Consider the following 19,167-nt stretch of genomic DNA (forward strand, 5'->3'; position numbering starts at 1 on the left):
ATGTATAAAAAAAAACATAATAAAATAAGAGAAATTTGTACTACATTTAGATTGACTATTGAAGAAAAAAATGAAATAGAAGATCAAAAAAAATATTATGAAAATTCTCGATCCGTTTCTATAGAAGCGTTAAAAATTGTACAAAAAAAACGTGGTTGGATATGTGATCAAGCTATTTATGCTATTGCTAAAATATTAAAAATTAATCCTAGTGAAGTAGAAGGTGTAGCAACGTTTTATAGTCAAATTTTTCGTCAACCTGTAGGAAAAAATATTATTCGTTATTGTGATAGTGTTGTATGTTATATAACAGGTTATAAAAAAAACGAGATATTTTTAAAAGATTATTTAAAAATAAAATTAGGAGAAACAACGTTAAATCATGTATTTACTTTATTACCAACTTGTTGTCTAGGAGCTTGTGATAAAAGTCCAGTTATTATGATTAACGATAATATGTATTTTAATGTAACTCCAGAATTAATACCAAATATACTGAAATCATATAAATGAAGATAATTTTACGTACTGCAGAAACTCATCCTTTAACATGGCGCTTAAGAGATGATGAAAATACTGTATGGATTAAAGAATATTGTAGTAAAAATGGATATCTTGCCTATAAAAAAACATTACACAATGAATCACCAGAAAATGTTGTAAAAATAATACAAAATTCTGGTTTAAAAGGTAGAGGTGGTGCTGGATTTTTAACTGGTTTAAAATGGAGTTTGATGTCTAAGAATAATAATTCTAAAATTCGTTATTTACTATGTAATGCTGATGAAATGGAACCAGGAACATATAAAGATAAATTATTGATGGAAAAAATTCCACATCAACTTATTGAAGGTATTTTATTAAGTGCATTTGCATTAAAAGTATCTTGTGCATATATTTTTTTAAGAGGTGAATATATTAAAGCAGAAGAAATACTTCAAAAAGCTATAAAAGAGTCAAAACAATGTGGTTATATTGGATTAGATATTTTAGGCACGGGATTTGATTGTGATATTATTATTCATACTGGTGCTGGTCGTTATATTTGTGGTGAAGAAACAGCATTAATTAATTCTTTAGAAGGACGAAGAGCTAATCCTCGATCAAAACCTCCATTTCCAGCTTTTTTTGGATTATGGGGTCGACCTACTTGTGTAAATAATGTTGAAACTTTGTGTAATGTACCATCTATTTTATTAAATGGTATAAAATGGTATAAAAATTTATCAAAAAGTGAGGATTGTGGTACAAAATTAATGGGTTTTTCAGGAAATGTCAATAATCCAGGTGTTTGGGAATTACCATTTGGTATTACTGCTCGTGAAATATTAGAAGATTATGCTCTTGGAATGAAAAAAAAATTAATTTTAAAAGCATGGCAACCAGGTGGCGCAGGAACAGGATTTCTTACTTCTATTCATTTGGATGTTCCTATGAATTTCAATAGTATTCAGAAAATTGGCAGTCGCTTAGGTACAGGTCTTGCAATGGCTGTAGATAATACAATTAATATGGTTTCTTTAGTATATAATTTGGAGATTTTTTTTGCACGTGAATCATGCGGTTTATGTACTCCATGTAGAGAAGGTTTACCATGGATTGTAAAAATTCTTAAGACATTAAAAAATAATCAAGGTCAAAAAAATGATATAGAACTTTTAGAAAGATTATGTATTGATTTAGGACCAGGAAGAACATTTTGCGCGCATGCACCTGGAGCTATTGCACCTTTGCAAAGTGCAATAAAATATTTTCGTTCAGAATTTGAAGCAGGAATTAAAATACATTAATTGTATAAAAATAAAATATTAGAATTTAATTTAAATTTATTATATACAATCATTAAACTATTATAAAAATATATTTTAATATAAGATTTTTGGAATTATTCTCTTATGGCTCATGTTTATATAGATAGTAAAAAATATGATTTAAATCCATCATACAATTTATTACAAGCCTGTTTATCAATAGGTTTAAATATTCCTTATTTTTGTTGGCATCCTTTATTAGGTAGTATTGGTGTATGCAGGCAGTGTGCTGTTACTCAACATGATAATACTCCGAATGATCAAGGTCGTTTAATTATGGCTTGTATGACTCCTGTTATAGAAAATAGTATTATTTCTATTAATAACAGTGAATCTAGAGAATTTCGTAAAAATATAATAGAACTATTGTTAACTAATCATCCACATGATTGTCCAGTATGCGAAGAAGGAGGACACTGTCATTTACAGGATATGACAGTTATGACACAACATAATATACGTAAATATAATTTTAAAAAAAGAACACATTACAACCAATATTTAGGTAATTTTATTAAACATGATATGAATCGTTGTATTGGATGTTATCGATGTGTAAGGTATTATCAAGATTATGCTGATGGTACAGATTTTGGTGTGTATGGAGCTAATAATAATATTTATTTTGGAAGAATAGAAGATGGTGCTTTAGAAAATGAACATTCAGGAAATTTAATAGAAATATGTCCTACTGGTGTTTTTACTGATAAAACACATTCAAAAAAATATAATCGTAAGTGGGATATGCAATATGGACCAAGTATATGTCATAATTGTAGTATTGGATGCAATATTAGTATTGGAGAGAGATACGGTGAAGTTCGTCGTATAGAGAATAGATATCATGAAGAGATCAATCATTACTTAATTTGTGATTTAGGACGTTTTGGATATTCTCATACAAATTTTCAAAATAGACCTAAAAATCCTATTTATACTGTAAATAAAGAAAAAATTACATTAAATTTTGATCAATCTATTAGTATGGTAATAAAATTTTTTCAACGTTTTAAACGAATTATTGGAGTTGGTTCTATTCGTTCTAGTATAGAAAATAATTTTTCTTTACTAGAATTAGTAGGAAAAGATTATTTTTCTAATGGTATGACTCATCAAGAACAATTATGCATTGATTTAATTATAGATATTTTATGCAATGGTACAATACATATTCCATCATTAAAAGAAATAGAAAATTATGATGTAGTCTTGATTTTAGGAGAAGATATTACACAAACCTCCCCCCGTATTGCTTTAGCAGTACGTCAATCTATGAAAAAAAAAGCAAGAGATTTATCAGATTCATATAATATTCCACAATGGAATACTTCTTCTATTGTAAACATAGCAGATAATATTAAGAATTCTTTATATATTACGCATACACATGAAACAAAATTAGATGATTGTGCAACATGGTGTTATTTTGCTTCTATTGATGATCAAATACAGTTGGCTAGTGCAATTGCTCATGAGATAGATAATAGCTTACCAAAATCATTAAATTTAAAATGTACATTGCAGAAAAAAGCAATATTAATTGCAAAAGAATTAATAAATGCTAAAAAAGTATTAATTATTTCAGGTTCACATTCTTTGAGTACATCTATAATCAAAGCATCTTTTAATATCGCTAGAGCAATAAAAAAGAAAAAAATGAATGATGTTGGGATATCTTTATTAACTCCTGCTTCTAATTCATTAGGAGTGAAAATTCTAGGAGGAATGTCAATAGAATGTGCATTAAAAAAATTTCATGATAATGAAATTGATGCAATTATTTTTATGGAATACGATTTATATCGTTATGTATCAGAAGAAGATTGTAATAAACTTTTTCAAAATAAAGATAGATTTATAACAATCGATCATCAATATACAAAAACTTATCAAAATTCTAAATTAAGTTTATCATCTACTAATTTTGTAGAAAGCTCGGGTACTATAGTAAATTTTGAAGGTCGAGCACAGCATTTTTTTCAAGTATATGATCCTCTTTTTTATTATCCCAATAGTTGTATTATTGATAGCTGGAAGTGGTTACATATTATTAATTCAAAAGTAAAAAATATTAAAAAATCTTGGGTAACTTTAGATGATGTAATTAAATCCTATAGTTTTAAATATTCTTTTTTCAAATATATACAACAGAATTCATTACATTCTTCTTTTCGTATTCATGGTCAAAAAATTGCTCGATCTCCTAATCGATATAGTGGAAGAACATCTTTACGTTCTCATATTAGTATACATGAACCTTGTCAGCCTAAAGATATAAATACTATTTTTTCATTTTCTATGGAAGGATCTCATCAGCCACATCATTTAATGTCTCATATTCCATTTGTATGGTTTCCTGGATGGAATTCACCTCAAGCATTGAATAAATTTCAAAAAGAAGTAGGAAAAAGTTTAATTTCTGGTATTTCAGGTGTGCATGTATTTAAAGATACTACTAAAAAAATAAGTTCTTATTTTAAATTGATTATAGAGCCATATTTAAAACAGAAAGAATGGTATATAATTCCTTATTATCATCTTTTTGGAAATGAAGAAATGACACAATATTCCTCTATAATAAGAAAAAATATTATTTCATTATATGCATTAATAAGCATATCAGATGCATTAACATTAGGATTGAATAAAAATTCTATAATAGAATTTTATTGTTTAAATAAAAAATATTGTTTAAAAGTAAAATTATCAAAATATTTAAAAAGAAAGCAAATAGGTTTACCCATAGGAAGAAAAAATTTTCCCATATCCATGATTGGTCAAAAAATTCAATATTTACGGGAATTTATTCAATGATGTTTTTAGAAACTAATATTTTTACTATTGTTCTATCATTTTTTAAAGTTATATTTATATTTTTTTTTATGATTTTTTCTAGCGCTATATTAAGTGTAGTTGAACGTAAGTTATTAGCCTGTTTTCAAAATAGATGTGGTCCGAATCGTGTAGGATGGAGAGGAAGTTTGCAAATTTGTGCTGATATGATTAAAATTTTATTTAAAGAAGATTGGGTTCCTCCATTTAGTCAAAAAGTAGTATTTATTATAGCTCCAGTAATTGCTTTTATCTCTTTGTTATTGGTAATAGCTACTATACCTTTTACAGAAAAATTTTTTATTATTAATTTGAATATTGGGATATTATTTTTTTTAATAATGTCTAGTTTATCTGTTTATTCAATTTTGTTAGCTGGATGGTCTAGTAATAATAAATATGCATTATTAGGATCTGTTCGAGCTGCTGCTCAAACTTTAAGTTATGAAGTTTTTTTAGGTTTATCTTTAATGGGTGTAGTAGCTCAATCTGGTTCTTTTAATATGATAGATATTGTTTATAGTCAAAAAAATCTTTGGAATATATTTCCACAATTTTTTGGTTTTTTAACTTTTTTTATAGCAGGGTTATCTATTTGTCATAGACATCCTTTTGATCAACCGGAATCTGAGCAAGAATTAGCTGATGGTTATCATATTGAATATTCTGGTATGAAATTTGGTTTATTTTTTATTGGAGAATATATTTCTATTATAATTATTTCTTCTATTATAGCTATAATGTTTTTTGGAGGATGGTTAGGTCCTTGGTTACCTGGTATGTTATGGTTTATTATTAAAACAATATTTTTTATTTTTATTTTCATTTTAATTCGAGCATCTTTACCAAGACCAAGATACGATCATATGTTATCATTTGGATGGAAATTTTGCTTTCCTGTAACATTATTAAATTTGATTTTAACTTCTTTTTTTATATTGTTTAAAACAGTTTAAGAGAAATTTTATTTATGAATTTAAAAAATATTATTATGGGTTTTTTCACGCAAATACGAAGTATTTGGATGGTTGGCATAAATATATTATTTAAATCTGAAACAAGAATGTATCCAGAAGAACCAGTATATTTATCACCGCGTTATCGTGGTCGTATAATATTAACGCGTAATGTAGATGGTGAAGAACGTTGTGTTGCTTGTAATTTATGTGCTGTTGTTTGTCCTGTAGGGTGTATTTCTTTACAAAAATCCGAATTAATCAATGGTCGTTGGTATCCAGAGTTTTTTAGAATTAATTTTTCACGTTGTATTTTTTGTGGTTTATGTGAAGAAGCTTGTCCTACTGCTGCTATTCAATTAATGTCTGATTTTGAATTATCTGAGTTTAAGAGATCTAATTTAATCTATGAAAAAAAGGATTTATTAATTTCAGGTCCAGGAAAATATTCAGATTATAATTTTTATAATTTTTCTGGTGTAGCTTTAAAGGATAAAGAAAAAGGAACATTAGATATTGAACATAAACCAATTAGCGTAAAGGATTTATTACCATAAAGAGTATTATTATGTTATTTATTTTTTATACATTTTCATTAATTGCTATTATATCTACTTTATTAGTTATTATTCAAAAAAATGCAATATATTCTTTGTTATATCTCATTATTTCAATGTTATCTATATCTGCTATATTTTTTTTATTAGGTGCTTTTTTTATAGGATCTTTAGAAGCTATTATTTATGCTGGCGCTATTATGGTTTTATTTGTTTTTGTAATCATGATGTTAAATGTAGATTCTAAATCTAGTGATCAAGAATACGAAGATTTACATCCTAAATTTTGGATTTTACCAAGTATATTATCATTCATTTTATTTTGTTTTATGTCTTATGTTATTTTATTTTTAAAGAATCGATCTATATATTCCACAATAATAGATTCAAAAATGGTCGGTATCAGTTTATTTGGTCCTTATGTATTATTAGTTGAATTACTATCAATGTTATTATTGTCAGCATTAGTAGTGGTGTTTCATATTGGAAAAGAAAAAAATACAAAAAATTATAATAACAAGAAAAAATTATATTACATTAGTAATTATGAGGATAATAATTTATGATTTCTTTATTTGATGGATTATTTTTATCGTTAATATTATTTTTACTTGGTTTAACATCACTTTTAGTTCGTCGTAATATACTATTTATTTTAATTAGTTTAGAAATTATGATGAATGCTGTAGGAGTAGCTTTGATTGTAGTTAGTTCGTATTGGCAGCAAGTAGATGGTCAAATAATATATATTTTTGCTATTACTTTAGCTGCTGCAGAAGCAAGTATAGCATTAGCTTTGCTATTACGCTTATATAGACGTAATAAAACATTAAATATTAATACATTAAGTGAGATGAGTGGATGAATATTATATTTTTTATAATTTTATTTCCATTAATGAGCTTTTTATCACTTTCTTTTTCACAAGGAAAAATATCTAAAAAAAATGTAAAAAATATAGGAATTTGTTCTATTTTAATATCTTTTTTAATTTCTATTTTTTATACTATACAATTTATACATAATCCTTCTTATCTTGTTGTACAAAAATTATGGACTTGGATGTCTATTAATGAATTAAATATTGATATTGGTTTTATGCTGGATGGATTATCTTTAAGTATGTTAGATGTAGTGACATGTATAGGTTTATTAATACATATTTTTTCTATTTGGTATATGAAATCAAGAGAAGGTTATTCACGTTTTTTTGCTTATACTAATTTATTTATAGCAAGTATGTTAACACTAGTATTAGCAGATAATTTCTTATTTATGTATTTAGGATGGGAAGGTGTAAGCGTATGTTCTTATTTATTAATTAGTTTTTATTATTCAAAAGAATATAATGTTCAATGTGCTTTTAAAGCTTTTATTATAACACGAATATCTGATATTTTTTTAATGATTGCATTTTTCTTAATATATCAAAAATACGGTACATTAAATTTTCAAGATATTTATTTTTTATCTAATATTTTAAATATAGATAATATTTTTCATCTAAATATAATTAATATTTTATTATTAATTGGTGTTATTGGAAAATCAGCACAATTACCATTACAGACTTGGCTAACTGATGCCATGGTTGGTCCTACTCCTGTATCTGCTTTAATACATGCAGCTACTATGGTTACAGTAGGTATATATTTAATATCAAGAATTCATTTTTTATTTTTATTTACTCCAGAAGTTTTATATTGTATCAGTTTCATTGGAATATTAACTATTTTATTATCTAGTTTATCTGCGATAGTGCAAACGGATATTAAACGTATTTTAGCATATTCTACTATGAGTCAGATTGGTTATATGTTTTTAGCATTAGGTATTCAAGCTTGGAGTGCTGCTATTATTCATTTAATTATGCATGCTATTTTTAAAGCATTATTGTTTTTATCTGCAGGATCTTTAATTTTAGAAAGTCAAAATGAAAAAAATATTTTTAAAATGAGTATTTCACGTAAAAAATCACTTTTTTTATATTTTAATTTTTTAGTTGGTGGTGCATCTTTAATTTCTTTTCCTTTATTAACTTCTGGATTTTATAGCAAAGGAAATATTTTATTTAGTGTATTGCAAAGTGGTCATTTAAATTTCTTTTTTATTGCTTTATTTTGTTCTTTTTTAACTTCAATTTATACATTTAGAATGATTTTTGTTATATTTCACAGAAATAATATTCAAAATATTACTTTATCTAAAGGATTATCACATAATTTTCCTTTATTTTTTTTATTAATTGGATCTACTTTTATTGGTTCTTTTATTTTTCCACCATTGTGTTTTGTGTTTCCATCAGTTATAACAAACAATTATGGTAAATTAGAATTTGAAATTATGTCTAGTATGATCTCTATATTAGGAGTATTTGTATCTTATTATTTGTGGGTTGAAAATCCAATTATAATTTATAAAATTAATAAAATAAAGATTATAAAAAAAATATTTTATTTTTTATATAATGGTTGGGGTTTTAATTGGTTTTATAATATTTTTTTTAAAAAATTATATTTATATGTTTCTAAAATTTTAAGTTTTGATTTTATTACTATAAGTATAAATTCTTTTATTTATATAATAACTATTATTAATCGATTTTTATTAAAAACGGTAAATGGTTATATCAGAGATTACATATTGTTTTTTGTATTTAGTATTATTGTAATATTTATGTTTATTTTATTTTTTATTAATTAAATGTTTTTAGTAAACAATGGGAATATATTTGTAATGTTAATATGCTCTTTAATTATTATTCCATTTTTAAGTAGTATTTTTTCTCTTTTTTTTTCATATTTTAAAAAAAATTTTTCACGTTGGGTTGCTTTAATAGGAATGGGATTAACATTATTTATTACTTTAATGATGTGGTGCATAGAAGATTATAATTTTTTTCAAATTGATAATTTTATGCCTTATAATCATGAGTTTATAACTGATTGGATATCAAGATTTAGCATTGAATTTAATATTGTTGTTGATGGTTTATCTCTTTTAATGGTTATTTTAACTAGTTTTTTAGGTATTATAGCTATATTATGTTCTTGGAATGAAATTCATGAAAATGAAGGTTTTTTTTATTTTAATTTGATGTTGATATTAACTGGTGTAATAGGTGTTTTTATTGCGGGTGATTTATTTTTATTTTTCTTTTTTTGGGAATTAATTTTAGTTCCAATGTATTTTTTAATTATATTATGGGGTCGTAAAAGTAGTACAGGAAACAAAAGAGTAATAGCAGCTAATAAATTTTTTATGTATACACAATCTTCTGGTTTATTAATGTTAGCAGGAATATTAGGATTAGTTTTTACTTATTACGAAAACCATCAAATATTAACATTTAATTATCATTTATTAATTAATACTTCAATGCCTTTGTATAAAGAATATATTTTTATGCTATGTTTTTTTATAGCTTTTGCAGTAAAGATGTCAATTTTCCCTTTTCATGGATGGTTACCTGATACTCATTCTTATTTACCTACATGTGGTTCTATTGATATAATAGGTATTCTTTTAAAAACGGCACCGTATGCTCTTTTACGTTATAATATTATTCTTTTTCCCCATGCAACTAAATATTTTTCTGCAATAGCAATGTGTTTAGGGTTGATTAGTATTTTTTATGGGGCTTTCGTAGCTTTTTGGCAAACAGATATCAAACGTTTTATTGCGTATTCTTCTATTTCCCATATGGGATTAATAATTATTGCAATATATAGTAATCATTTTATAGCATTACAAGGTTTAATAATACAGATATTATCAAATACTATTTCTAGTTCTGCTTTGTGTATTTTATCTGGTCAATTATATAAGCGTTTTAAAACACAAGATATTCGTCAAATGGGAGGTTTATGGAGATATATTTACTGGATTCCTGGGTTTAGTTTATTTTTTTCTTTAGCAAATTTAGGATTACCTGGAACAGGAAATTTTATTGGTGAATTTTTAATTTTATCAAGCATTTTTAAAATTTCACCTATTATCTCTATTCTTTCAACTATAGGTATGTTTTTTTCTGCTATATATTCTTTAAATATTATGCAAAAAATTTATTATGGCACATCTAAAAAAGAATTTTTTTTATTTTCTATTAGTATAAAAGAGTTATGGATATCATTATCATTAATTTTAATTGTAATTTTTATTGGCTTAAAACCGCAAATATTTTTAGATACTACAAAATATTCTTTAATGAATATTAAAAAAACATTTGATGATTCTTTTTAATAATAAGGTTTTAATTAGCAATGATTATGAATTTAGAAGAATTTACAGTTTTACTACCATTGTTAATTTTAATATTAACAGCAACTATCGTAATGTTATCTATTGCTTTTCAGAGAAATCATTTTTTTGTTTCTGCATTAAGTATATCCGGTCTAATTATATCTTTTTTTTCTTTATTCTTAGTAAATAAAGTTATTCCTCAATATATAACAGCTTTATTTTATATCACTCGATATTCGGTATTATATATTTCTATGATTTTATTATCGAGTATTACTACTTGTATTTTTGCTTATTCTTGGTTATCAAAATATCAATTTAATAAAGAAGAATTTTATTTATTAATTCTTATTTCTACTTTAGGTTCTATAGGATTAACAATATCTCATCATATGTCATCGTTATTTGTTAACATTGAAATTATATCTTTTCCTATTTTTGGCCTAATTTTTTATTCTCATAAATATAAATATTCTTTAGAATCTTCATTAAAATATATTATTTTATCAAGTATATCATCTAGTTTTTTATTATTAGGTATCGCATGGATATATTCTGTTTCTGGAAGTTTAAATTTTTCTTCTATTAGTCAGATATTAAATATAGTCTCATATAATAGTGAAAAATTAGTAGTATTATTTGGTTTATGTATGATTTTTTTATCTTTATTTTTTAAACTATCTATTTTTCCTTTTCATCTATGGATTGCTGATATATATCAAGGAACTCCTGCATTGGTTTTATCTTTTTTTTCTAATGCTGCAAAAATTTCTATTATTGCTCTTTTATTCAATTTTTTCCCGTATATTTTATTCGAAAACAATACAATATTATATGAAATAATATGTTTAATGATATTTTTATCTATTATTTTTGGTAATTTAATGGCAATTATGCAAAATAATATAAAAAGGTTGTTTGGATATACATCTATTTCTCAATTAGGTTATATGTTAATTACATTGTTAACTTTACGATATAATTATTTATTCTCTTTAGAAACTATAAGTATTTATTTAATAAGTTATTTTTTTAGTAATATATGTTTTTTTGGAATTATTAATATTATATCAAACCCTAATAATTCAAATGATGTAGATATTATGCCTGCATATCAAGGTCTTTTTTGGAGACAACCAATTTTAGCAGTAATTATGACAATAGTATGTCTTTCTTTAGCAGGTGTTCCTATTACTCTTGGTTTTATTGGTAAGTTTTATATATTATCTATTATTATTCAAAATCATTTATGGTTTTTGGGAATGGCATTTTTTATTGGTGGTGTATTAGGTTTTTATTGTTATTTAAGAATAATTATTAATTTGTATTTGAATCCATTACAATTATCAGGTAATAATATTAGTATATCTACTCGTTGGATATATACTTTTTCTGGAATAATTATATTATTTTCTGGAATAATGTTATTAATACTGGGTATTTTCCCTAATATTTTAATAAATTTAGTAAAATTATTTATTTATTTTTAAAATTTTAATAATATATATATTATATATTTAATATTTCTCTATGAACAAGAGTTTTTAATAAAGTTTTTAAGGTTATCAGTTTTAGATGTTTTTTTATAACTGTAATAAATTTTATAATAGATTATGTTAGATATAAAAAAATAAATCGAAATTATATGTTGAAAAAATTTATTTTTATGATTTTTATTGGTTTTTTTATTTTTTTTTTATTTTATTATTTTGGTATATTATATATTATGATAAATGCATAATTTTTACAAATTATTAAATAATAGATTTTATTACTAAATATTTATTAGAAATACTATTCTCAATAGATAACGTATTTATTTAGTTTTTGATTTTTAAGTCATTTTCTATATCTTTGATTTATCAAAAAAAATTTTATTATATAGCATATGGAGAGTAGTAATATTATGCTCTACTATAATTTTCTCTGAAAATTGTATTTTTTTATAAATTGAATGAGTTAATGTATTTTTTAGATTATTTATACATTAATTAGATTAAAAATTATTTTTTCTAATTACCAAGAATATTTATAGTAAAAAATATTTTATTACTAGTAATCTTTTGATTATTTTTACTTTTTAAAGATAGTTTATCAGTTATTTTATTTTAATTGGTTTACAATATTATTTAATAAATATATTTTTATTTCTACTATTTTTATTTAAAATGCAATTATTATTATATTTATATTGTGAACATTTAATAAAAATATGGACATTAAACATAATGCCTTATTAACATGGTTAGAATATCTAAAAAAATTTAATAAAAATATAACATTAAATCTTACCAATGTATATTTAATTGCTAAAAGATTAAATTTATTAAGTATGAATGCTTTTATATTTACTGTGGCAGGAACAAATGGAAAGGGTACAACATGTGCTATGCTAGAAAAAATTTTTTTGAATTCTGGTTATCGTGTTGGTCTATATACATCTCCTCATATAGTAAGCTATTTAGAAAGAGTAAAAATTAATGGTAACATTTTAGAAGAGCAATACCATGTTTTTTCATTTTTACAAATAGAGAAAGCAAGAGGTTCAATTATATTAAGTTTTTTTGAATTTATTACATTATCTGCTTTATTTTTATTTAAACATTATTTATTAGATATTATTATATTAGAAGTAGGATTAGGTGGGCGACTAGATGCGACTAATATTATAGATTCTAATATATCGATTATTACCAATATAGGAATAGATCATATTTCTTTATTAGGAGCTGATCGAGAAAGTATTGCAAGAGAAAAATCAGGTATTTTTAGATCTGGTAGAATTGCGATTATTGGAGATAGTAATATTCCTAATTGTATTAATAAAATAGCAAAATCAAATAAAGTTATATTAAAAAAAAATAATATAGATTGGTACTGGACACATAATCATAATAATAGCTGGAATTTTTTTCATGAATATATAAATATATATAATTTAGACATTCCGAAAATACCCATCTCTAGTGTTTCTGTTGCTTTATCAGCAGTATATTATTCTGGATTACAAGTTAATATTAATACTATAAGAAAATCTATTTCTACTATATATTTAATTGGTAGATTTCATACAATTTCTTATTTTCCTCAAATTATTTTAGATGTTGCACATAATGCAGATGCTGCTTTGTATTTATCCAAAAAAATTAGAAAAATGAATATACATGGTAAAATATATGCGATAATAGGAATATTAAATGATAAGGATATTCGTAATATTATTTTGCCATTAAAACACACTATTAATTATTGGTATGCAGCACCTCTAAAAACAAATCGTACTGCAACAATATATCAATTAAAAAAATATTTATTTACAGATAATACTTTTTTTTTAAAAAATATTCACAAAGCTTGGATAGAAGTAAAAAAACGATTACATCCAGAAGATTTAGTAATTGTATTTGGTTCTTTTATAACTGTTTCTGAGTTTATAATAGCAAAAAAAATAGATGGTTAATATTATATTAAAATTATATATATTTTTATAAAAATAATTTTTTATTAGATAGACTAAGCACATTATTATGATATTAATATTATAGTGTGCTTAGTATAAAAGTTAAATAAAATAATATATTAATGTTCAAACATAGCAGAAATAGATTCTTCGTTGCTAATGCGTCTTATTGCTTCTGCTAGCATTCCAGAAAGAGTTAGCGTTCTAACATTAGGTAATAATTGAATGTTTTTTGATAATGGAATGGTATCACATACTACTACTTCATCAATAACAGAGTTTTTTAAATTGTCTGGAGCTTCTCCAGAAAAAATGGGATGAGTGGCATAAGCAAATACTCTTTTAGCGCCTCTTTCTTTTAGCGCTTCTGCTGCTTTGCACAATGTTCCACCTGTATCTATCATATCATCTACTAAAATGCAATCACGATTTTCAACATCACCAATAATATTCATAATTTGAGAAATATTAGCTCGTGGTCTTCTTTTATCAATAATAGCCATATCAGTATCATATAAAAGTTTTGCAATTGCTCTAGCTCTTATAACTCCACCAATATCTGGTGATACAACAATAGGATTTTTTAGTTCTCTTTGTAACATATCTTCTAATAGAATTAAGCTACCAAAAACATTATCAACAGGAACATCAAAAAATCCTTGAATTTGTTCAGCATGTAAATCAACTGTTAAAACACGATCAACTCCAATACTAGATAAAAAATCAGCTACTACTTTAGCTGTAATAGGTACACGTGCTGATCTGACTCGTCTATCTTGACGAGCATATCCAAAATATGGTATTACTGCTGTAATTCGACCTGCAGAAGCTCTTCTCAAAGCATCTACCATAACTACTAATTCCATTATATTATCGTTAGTAGGAGCACAAGTAGATTGTATGATAAATACGTCTCCACCACGAACATTTTCATTGATTTGAACACTAATTTCACCATCACTGAATCGGCTTACAATTGCATTACCTAATTTTATATATAATTGATTTGCAATAAATTGAGCGAGTCGTGGAATAGAATTTCCAGAAAATAGCTTCATATCAGACATAAAAAAACTTTATCCTATATTTTTATAATAAGTGAATAGCATTCTTTTATATTATTATTATAATGTTATATTGAAAAGAGATATAAATATATTTTTATAAAATATAAAACGTTGTTAATAAAAATATTGATATTATTATGATGTATTTATAATGTATTATGGAAAAATTTTAAATTTTTTATACAATATCAATAATATTACTTAAATATAGAAAAATATATTTTGAGGTATATAAATATTAATAGTCTTTAATTCTGATATCAATTGAAGAGCTTAATAAAATACATTTTTTATATTATAAAATTTGTAATTATGTATTAAAACATAATGATTTCATGTTTTTTAATGATATTTCTATACTATACTACTATTAATATTTTATTTTTTTTTTAAATATATATAAATATTTTATTCTAAATATTTTAAAAAATTATTAATAAATGAGATAATTTAATATGCATAATTCTATTTTAAATAAATTACAGTGTCTGAAAAATCGTTATGAAGAAATTGAAATTATGATGACTGAAAAAAATATTATATTAAATCAAAAAAAATTTAAAAAATTATCAAAAGAATATTTACAACTTTCTGAAATAATAAAATTGTTTATGAAATGGGAGAAATTAGCATTAGAGAAAAAAAATATCCAATCTTTATTTCAAGATAAAGAATTTCATGATATAGCACAAGAAGAATTTTATTCTCTTAAGAATAAGATGCGATTACTGGAAAAAAAAATTAAAATATTATTATTACCTAAAGATCCTAATGATAAACATAGTTGTTTTATTGAAATAAGATCTGCTACAGGAGGAGATGAGTCTTCTATTTTTGCTGGTGAATTATTTCGGATGTATACTAGATATACTGAAAGATGTATGTGGAATATTGAAGTTATTAGTATGAGTGAGAGTGAAAAAGGTGGTTTTAAAGAAATAATTGCAAAAATTACCGGAGATGGGGTATGCGGTCGTTTAAAATTTGAATCTGGCGGGCATCGTGTTCAACGAGTACCAGAAACAGAATCACAAGGTAGAATACATACATCAACTTGTACAGTAGCTATTATGCCCGTAAAACCTAAAGATAAACAAGAGGATATTAATCCTTCTGATTTGAAGATTGATACTTTTCGTTCATCTGGCGCAGGTGGTCAACATGTTAATACCACTGATTCTGCAATTAGAATCACACATATTCCTACTGGTCAAGTAGTAGAATGTCAAGATGAACGTTCACAACATAAAAATAAAGCTAAAGCTTTATCTATTCTTTCAGCACGTATTTTTGCTGCAAAATTAGCGAAAAATCATGAAGAAAATTCTTCTATGAGACGATTATTATTGGGCAGTGGAGATCGTTCAGATCGCAATCGAACATATAATTTTCCTCAGAATCGAATTACTGATCATAGAATTAATTTTACTATTTATAAGTTAGATGAAGTATTACAAGGAAAATTAGATTTATTAATTAATCCAATTATGCAAGAATATCAAGCTGATATGCTTGCTTCTTTATCTCAATTATAAAATTATGAATATTAAATTATGGATAGAAAAAACTGTTAAAAAATTATCTTATTGTGATAATCCAAAATATGAAGCAGAATTATTATTAATGCATGTTACTCAGTGTTCTCCAATTGATATTTTTATTTTAAATAATATTAAAATAAGTGATATAAAATTAAAATGTTTAACTAATTTAGTGCATCGTCGATCTCTTGGAGAACCGATGGCATATTTAACAGGAGAAAAAGAATTTTGGTCTTTGTCTTTACGTGTTTCCTATGATACTCTTATTCCAAGACCTGATACAGAAATATTAGTAGAAAAAACTATAGAAAAAATTTCGAATCCATATTCTTCAATTCTCGACTTAGGAACTGGTTGTGGTGCAATTGCTTTGGCTTTAGCTAATACATGTCCAACATGGAGCATTACTGGTATTGATAATTCAAAACAAGCATTAAAAATAGCTAAATTTAATGCATTAAAATTAAAATTACATAATATTTATTTTTTTTATAGTAATTGGTTTTCACATATTTATAAAAAATTTGATATTATTGTTAGTAATCCACCTTATATTAGCATTAATGAAATAAAGAATCTAAAAAGAGATATTTTATTTGAACCAATTAATGCCCTTTTTTCTGATAAAAATGGTTTTGCAGATATTGAATTAATTATCAAAACTTCTTTTCAATATTTATTATATAATGGTTGGTTGTTAATTGAACATGGATGGAAACAAAAGTCTATAATACAATATTTATTTCAAAAATATAAATTTTCTGATATACAATCATACAAAGATTATGGAGGAAATGATCGTGTTACAATTGGAAAAAAAGTAAAATAAATTATATATTGATTTTGATAGTATACGTAATATATAGATAACATAATGTATTTATAATAAAATATAGCTATATTCTCATTTGAGATATATTCTAAAATATAATTATTAATAACATTTTCATTTTTAATCATCTAAAAATATTAATATTGCTAATAATATGAAATCTATTTCTAATATTGATTTTTCTAAATTATCACTTTTTGATTCTATTCTTACAACTTCTAAGATTATTCGAGAAGATTTTCCTACAGAATTTGTTTTATTAGAATTAAATAATAAAGTACAAGAAGCAAAGTCATATATTACTTCTGAACAAAAACCTCATCGACAATTAGAAAAATTGTTAGAATTATTTTATGAGCATTGGCAGTTTGGTGGTGCAAGTGGAATATATAAATTATCAGATGTATTATGGATAGATTATGTATTAAAAACACATCAAGGAACTGCAGTTTCTTTAGGCATTCTTTTTTTATATATTGCTCAATCATTACATTTACCATTAAATCCTGTTATTTTTCCTACACAATTACTTTTAAGAGCAGATTGGATTGATAAAAAGAAATGGTTAATAAATCCTTTTAATGGAGAAATTTTAAATAAACACATATTAAAAGTATGGTTAAAGGGTAATATTAGTCCTACAGCAGAATTATATGATAATGATTTATATAAAGCTACATCTATGAATGTGATTCGAAAAATACTAGATACATTAAAATCAGCGTTAATAGAAGAAAAAAAAATGGAACTAGCATTAAATGTAAGTAATATTTTATTACATATAGATCCAAATAATCCATATGAAATTCGTGATCGAGGATTAATATATGCACAATTAGAATGTCATCATATTGCTTTAGCAGATTTAATTTATTTTATTGAACATTGTCCTGAAGATCCTATTAGTGAAATTATTAAGTTACAAATTCATTCTATTGAACAAAGAAAATTAATTTTACATTAAAGTATTTATTTTTTTATTTGTTGAATATTGTAAATGGAAGTGTTCGTTTATGTTCTGTTTTTAAATATAGGGTTTCAATAATTTTTTGACTTATAGTATCTATTTTGTGTCCTTCTAAATAAGAATCAATTATATTATATGAAATTCCTAAAACAGATTCATCATCTTGTTGTGGTTTTTGATCTTCTAGATCAGCCATTGGTTTTTTAAGATAGAGATGCTTAGGGCAATTTAATTCTTTTAACAAAGATCGTCCTTGTTTTTTGTTTAACTGAGAAATAGGATTAATATCTGTTCCACTATCTCCGTATTTAGTAAAAAATCCAGTAATTATTTCTGCAGCATTAGAAGTTCCAACGACTAATCCTTTTTTCACTGCAGCGACGCTATATTGAATTTTCATTCTTTCTCGTGCTTTATCATTACCTTTTATATAATCGGAAATATGTATTCCTGATTTTTTTAATGATAATTCACTGCTTAAAACTGATTTTTTTATATTAATATTAAAATATTGATCTGGACATATAAATTTAATTGCATCTTGACAATCTTTTTCATCTTTTTGAATTCCATATGGCAATCTTAACGCAATAAATTGATAGTTTATATTTTTTTTTTCTTGTCTTAGTTCTTGTATTGCCATCTGACATAATTTTCCAGTTAAGGTTGAATCTTGTCCTCCACTAATACCTACAATGAGAGATGTTAAATGAGGAAATAAAGTTAAGTATTTTTTTAAAAAATGGATAGATTGTTTAATTTCTATTTTTGGTATAATTTTTGATTTTACCCCTAATAATTTAATTATTTTTTTTTGTAAAGTCATTGTATCTCCGGAATTTATAATATAATTATTTATATAAAATTTTTAAGATTGATATAAGTAATACTTTATTAAAAGA

16 protein-coding genes are annotated in these 19,167 nt (G+C 24.2%); 14 read left to right on the forward strand and 2 right to left on the reverse strand.

The window, feature by feature from the left end; genetic code table 11:
• The 11 genes from nuoE to folC all read left to right on the forward strand — a co-directional run bounded on the left by nuoE (position 1) and on the right by folC (position 13,858).
• Positions 1–513, forward strand: a complete 513-nt coding sequence (gene nuoE / locus ACOI1G_RS01790) for an NADH-quinone oxidoreductase subunit NuoE (protein WP_422667109.1) — start codon at positions 1–3, stop codon at positions 511–513.
• On the forward strand, positions 510–1,790 hold the full coding sequence (gene nuoF, locus ACOI1G_RS01795; RefSeq protein ID WP_422667110.1) for an NADH-quinone oxidoreductase subunit NuoF: 1,281 nt from the start codon (positions 510–512) through the stop codon (positions 1,788–1,790). Before nuoE ends, nuoF begins: the two co-directional genes overlap by 4 nt.
• A 105-nt stretch (positions 1,791–1,895) precedes the next feature.
• The gene (gene nuoG, locus ACOI1G_RS01800) at positions 1,896–4,625 is read left to right on the forward strand and encodes an NADH-quinone oxidoreductase subunit NuoG (RefSeq protein WP_422667111.1); all 2,730 of its coding nucleotides are present in this window, start codon (positions 1,896–1,898) and stop codon (positions 4,623–4,625) included.
• Entirely contained in the window at positions 4,622–5,599 is a 978-nt protein-coding gene (gene nuoH, locus ACOI1G_RS01805) for an NADH-quinone oxidoreductase subunit NuoH (protein ID WP_422667112.1), read from the forward strand. The genes nuoG and nuoH overlap by 4 nt, the downstream gene beginning before the upstream one ends.
• Before the next feature lie 14 nt (positions 5,600–5,613).
• The gene (gene nuoI, locus ACOI1G_RS01810) at positions 5,614–6,156 is read left to right on the forward strand and encodes an NADH-quinone oxidoreductase subunit NuoI (protein WP_422667113.1); all 543 of its coding nucleotides are present in this window, start codon (positions 5,614–5,616) and stop codon (positions 6,154–6,156) included.
• 11 nt (positions 6,157–6,167) lie between these two features.
• A complete protein-coding gene (gene nuoJ, locus ACOI1G_RS01815) occupies positions 6,168–6,722 on the forward strand; it encodes an NADH-quinone oxidoreductase subunit J (protein ID WP_422667114.1) in 555 nt (184 codons plus the stop codon).
• The gene (gene nuoK, locus ACOI1G_RS01820; protein ID WP_422667115.1) at positions 6,719–7,021 is read left to right on the forward strand and encodes an NADH-quinone oxidoreductase subunit NuoK; all 303 of its coding nucleotides are present in this window, start codon (positions 6,719–6,721) and stop codon (positions 7,019–7,021) included. Before nuoJ ends, nuoK begins: the two co-directional genes overlap by 4 nt.
• Positions 7,018–8,859, forward strand: a complete 1,842-nt coding sequence (nuoL, locus tag ACOI1G_RS01825; protein ID WP_422667116.1) for an NADH-quinone oxidoreductase subunit L — start codon at positions 7,018–7,020, stop codon at positions 8,857–8,859. Before nuoK ends, nuoL begins: the two co-directional genes overlap by 4 nt.
• A gap of 33 nt (positions 8,860–8,892) precedes the next feature.
• Complete coding sequence (gene nuoM, locus ACOI1G_RS01830) at positions 8,893–10,398, forward strand: NADH-quinone oxidoreductase subunit M (protein ID WP_422667117.1); 1,506 nt, start codon at positions 8,893–8,895, stop codon at positions 10,396–10,398.
• Positions 10,399–10,418: 20 nt separating this feature from the next.
• Positions 10,419–11,888, forward strand: a complete 1,470-nt coding sequence (locus ACOI1G_RS01835; protein ID WP_422667118.1) for an NADH-quinone oxidoreductase subunit N — start codon at positions 10,419–10,421, stop codon at positions 11,886–11,888.
• A gap of 722 nt (positions 11,889–12,610) precedes the next feature.
• Positions 12,611–13,858: a bifunctional tetrahydrofolate synthase/dihydrofolate synthase gene (gene folC / locus ACOI1G_RS01840; protein WP_422667119.1), complete on the forward strand. Its 1,248-nt coding sequence runs from the start codon at positions 12,611–12,613 to the stop codon at positions 13,856–13,858.
• Between the two features lie 119 nt (positions 13,859–13,977).
• On the opposite strand, the gene ACOI1G_RS01845 is transcribed toward folC, so the two are convergent.
• The gene (locus tag ACOI1G_RS01845) at positions 13,978–14,925 is read right to left on the reverse strand and encodes a ribose-phosphate pyrophosphokinase (protein WP_422667120.1); all 948 of its coding nucleotides are present in this window, start codon (positions 14,923–14,925) and stop codon (positions 13,978–13,980) included.
• 455 nt (positions 14,926–15,380) lie between these two features.
• Here ACOI1G_RS01845 and prfA point away from each other — a divergent pair, with 455 nt between their 5' ends.
• The 3 genes from prfA (at position 15,381) to sirB1 (ending at position 18,262) form a co-directional block, all read left to right on the forward strand.
• Positions 15,381–16,460 carry a peptide chain release factor 1 gene (gene prfA / locus ACOI1G_RS01850; RefSeq protein WP_422667121.1) on the forward strand — a complete coding sequence of 360 codons (1,080 nt, stop codon included), beginning with the start codon at positions 15,381–15,383 and terminating at the stop codon, positions 16,458–16,460.
• Positions 16,461–16,464: 4 nt separating this feature from the next.
• The gene (gene prmC / locus ACOI1G_RS01855) at positions 16,465–17,295 is read left to right on the forward strand and encodes a peptide chain release factor N(5)-glutamine methyltransferase (protein WP_422667122.1); all 831 of its coding nucleotides are present in this window, start codon (positions 16,465–16,467) and stop codon (positions 17,293–17,295) included.
• Between the two features lie 157 nt (positions 17,296–17,452).
• Positions 17,453–18,262: an invasion regulator SirB1 gene (gene sirB1 / locus ACOI1G_RS01860; RefSeq protein WP_422667123.1), complete on the forward strand. Its 810-nt coding sequence runs from the start codon at positions 17,453–17,455 to the stop codon at positions 18,260–18,262.
• Between the two features lie 13 nt (positions 18,263–18,275).
• Here the strand turns inward: sirB1 and nadE are convergent, their stop codons facing one another.
• Positions 18,276–19,091, reverse strand: a complete 816-nt coding sequence (nadE, locus tag ACOI1G_RS01865; protein ID WP_422667124.1) for an ammonia-dependent NAD(+) synthetase — start codon at positions 19,089–19,091, stop codon at positions 18,276–18,278.
• Between the last annotated feature and the right edge of the window lie 76 nt (positions 19,092–19,167).

This window comes from Buchnera aphidicola (Pterocomma populeum) (genome assembly GCF_049314985.1).
In the GTDB taxonomy this organism is placed as follows: domain Bacteria; phylum Pseudomonadota; class Gammaproteobacteria; order Enterobacterales; family Enterobacteriaceae; genus Buchnera; species Buchnera aphidicola_BQ.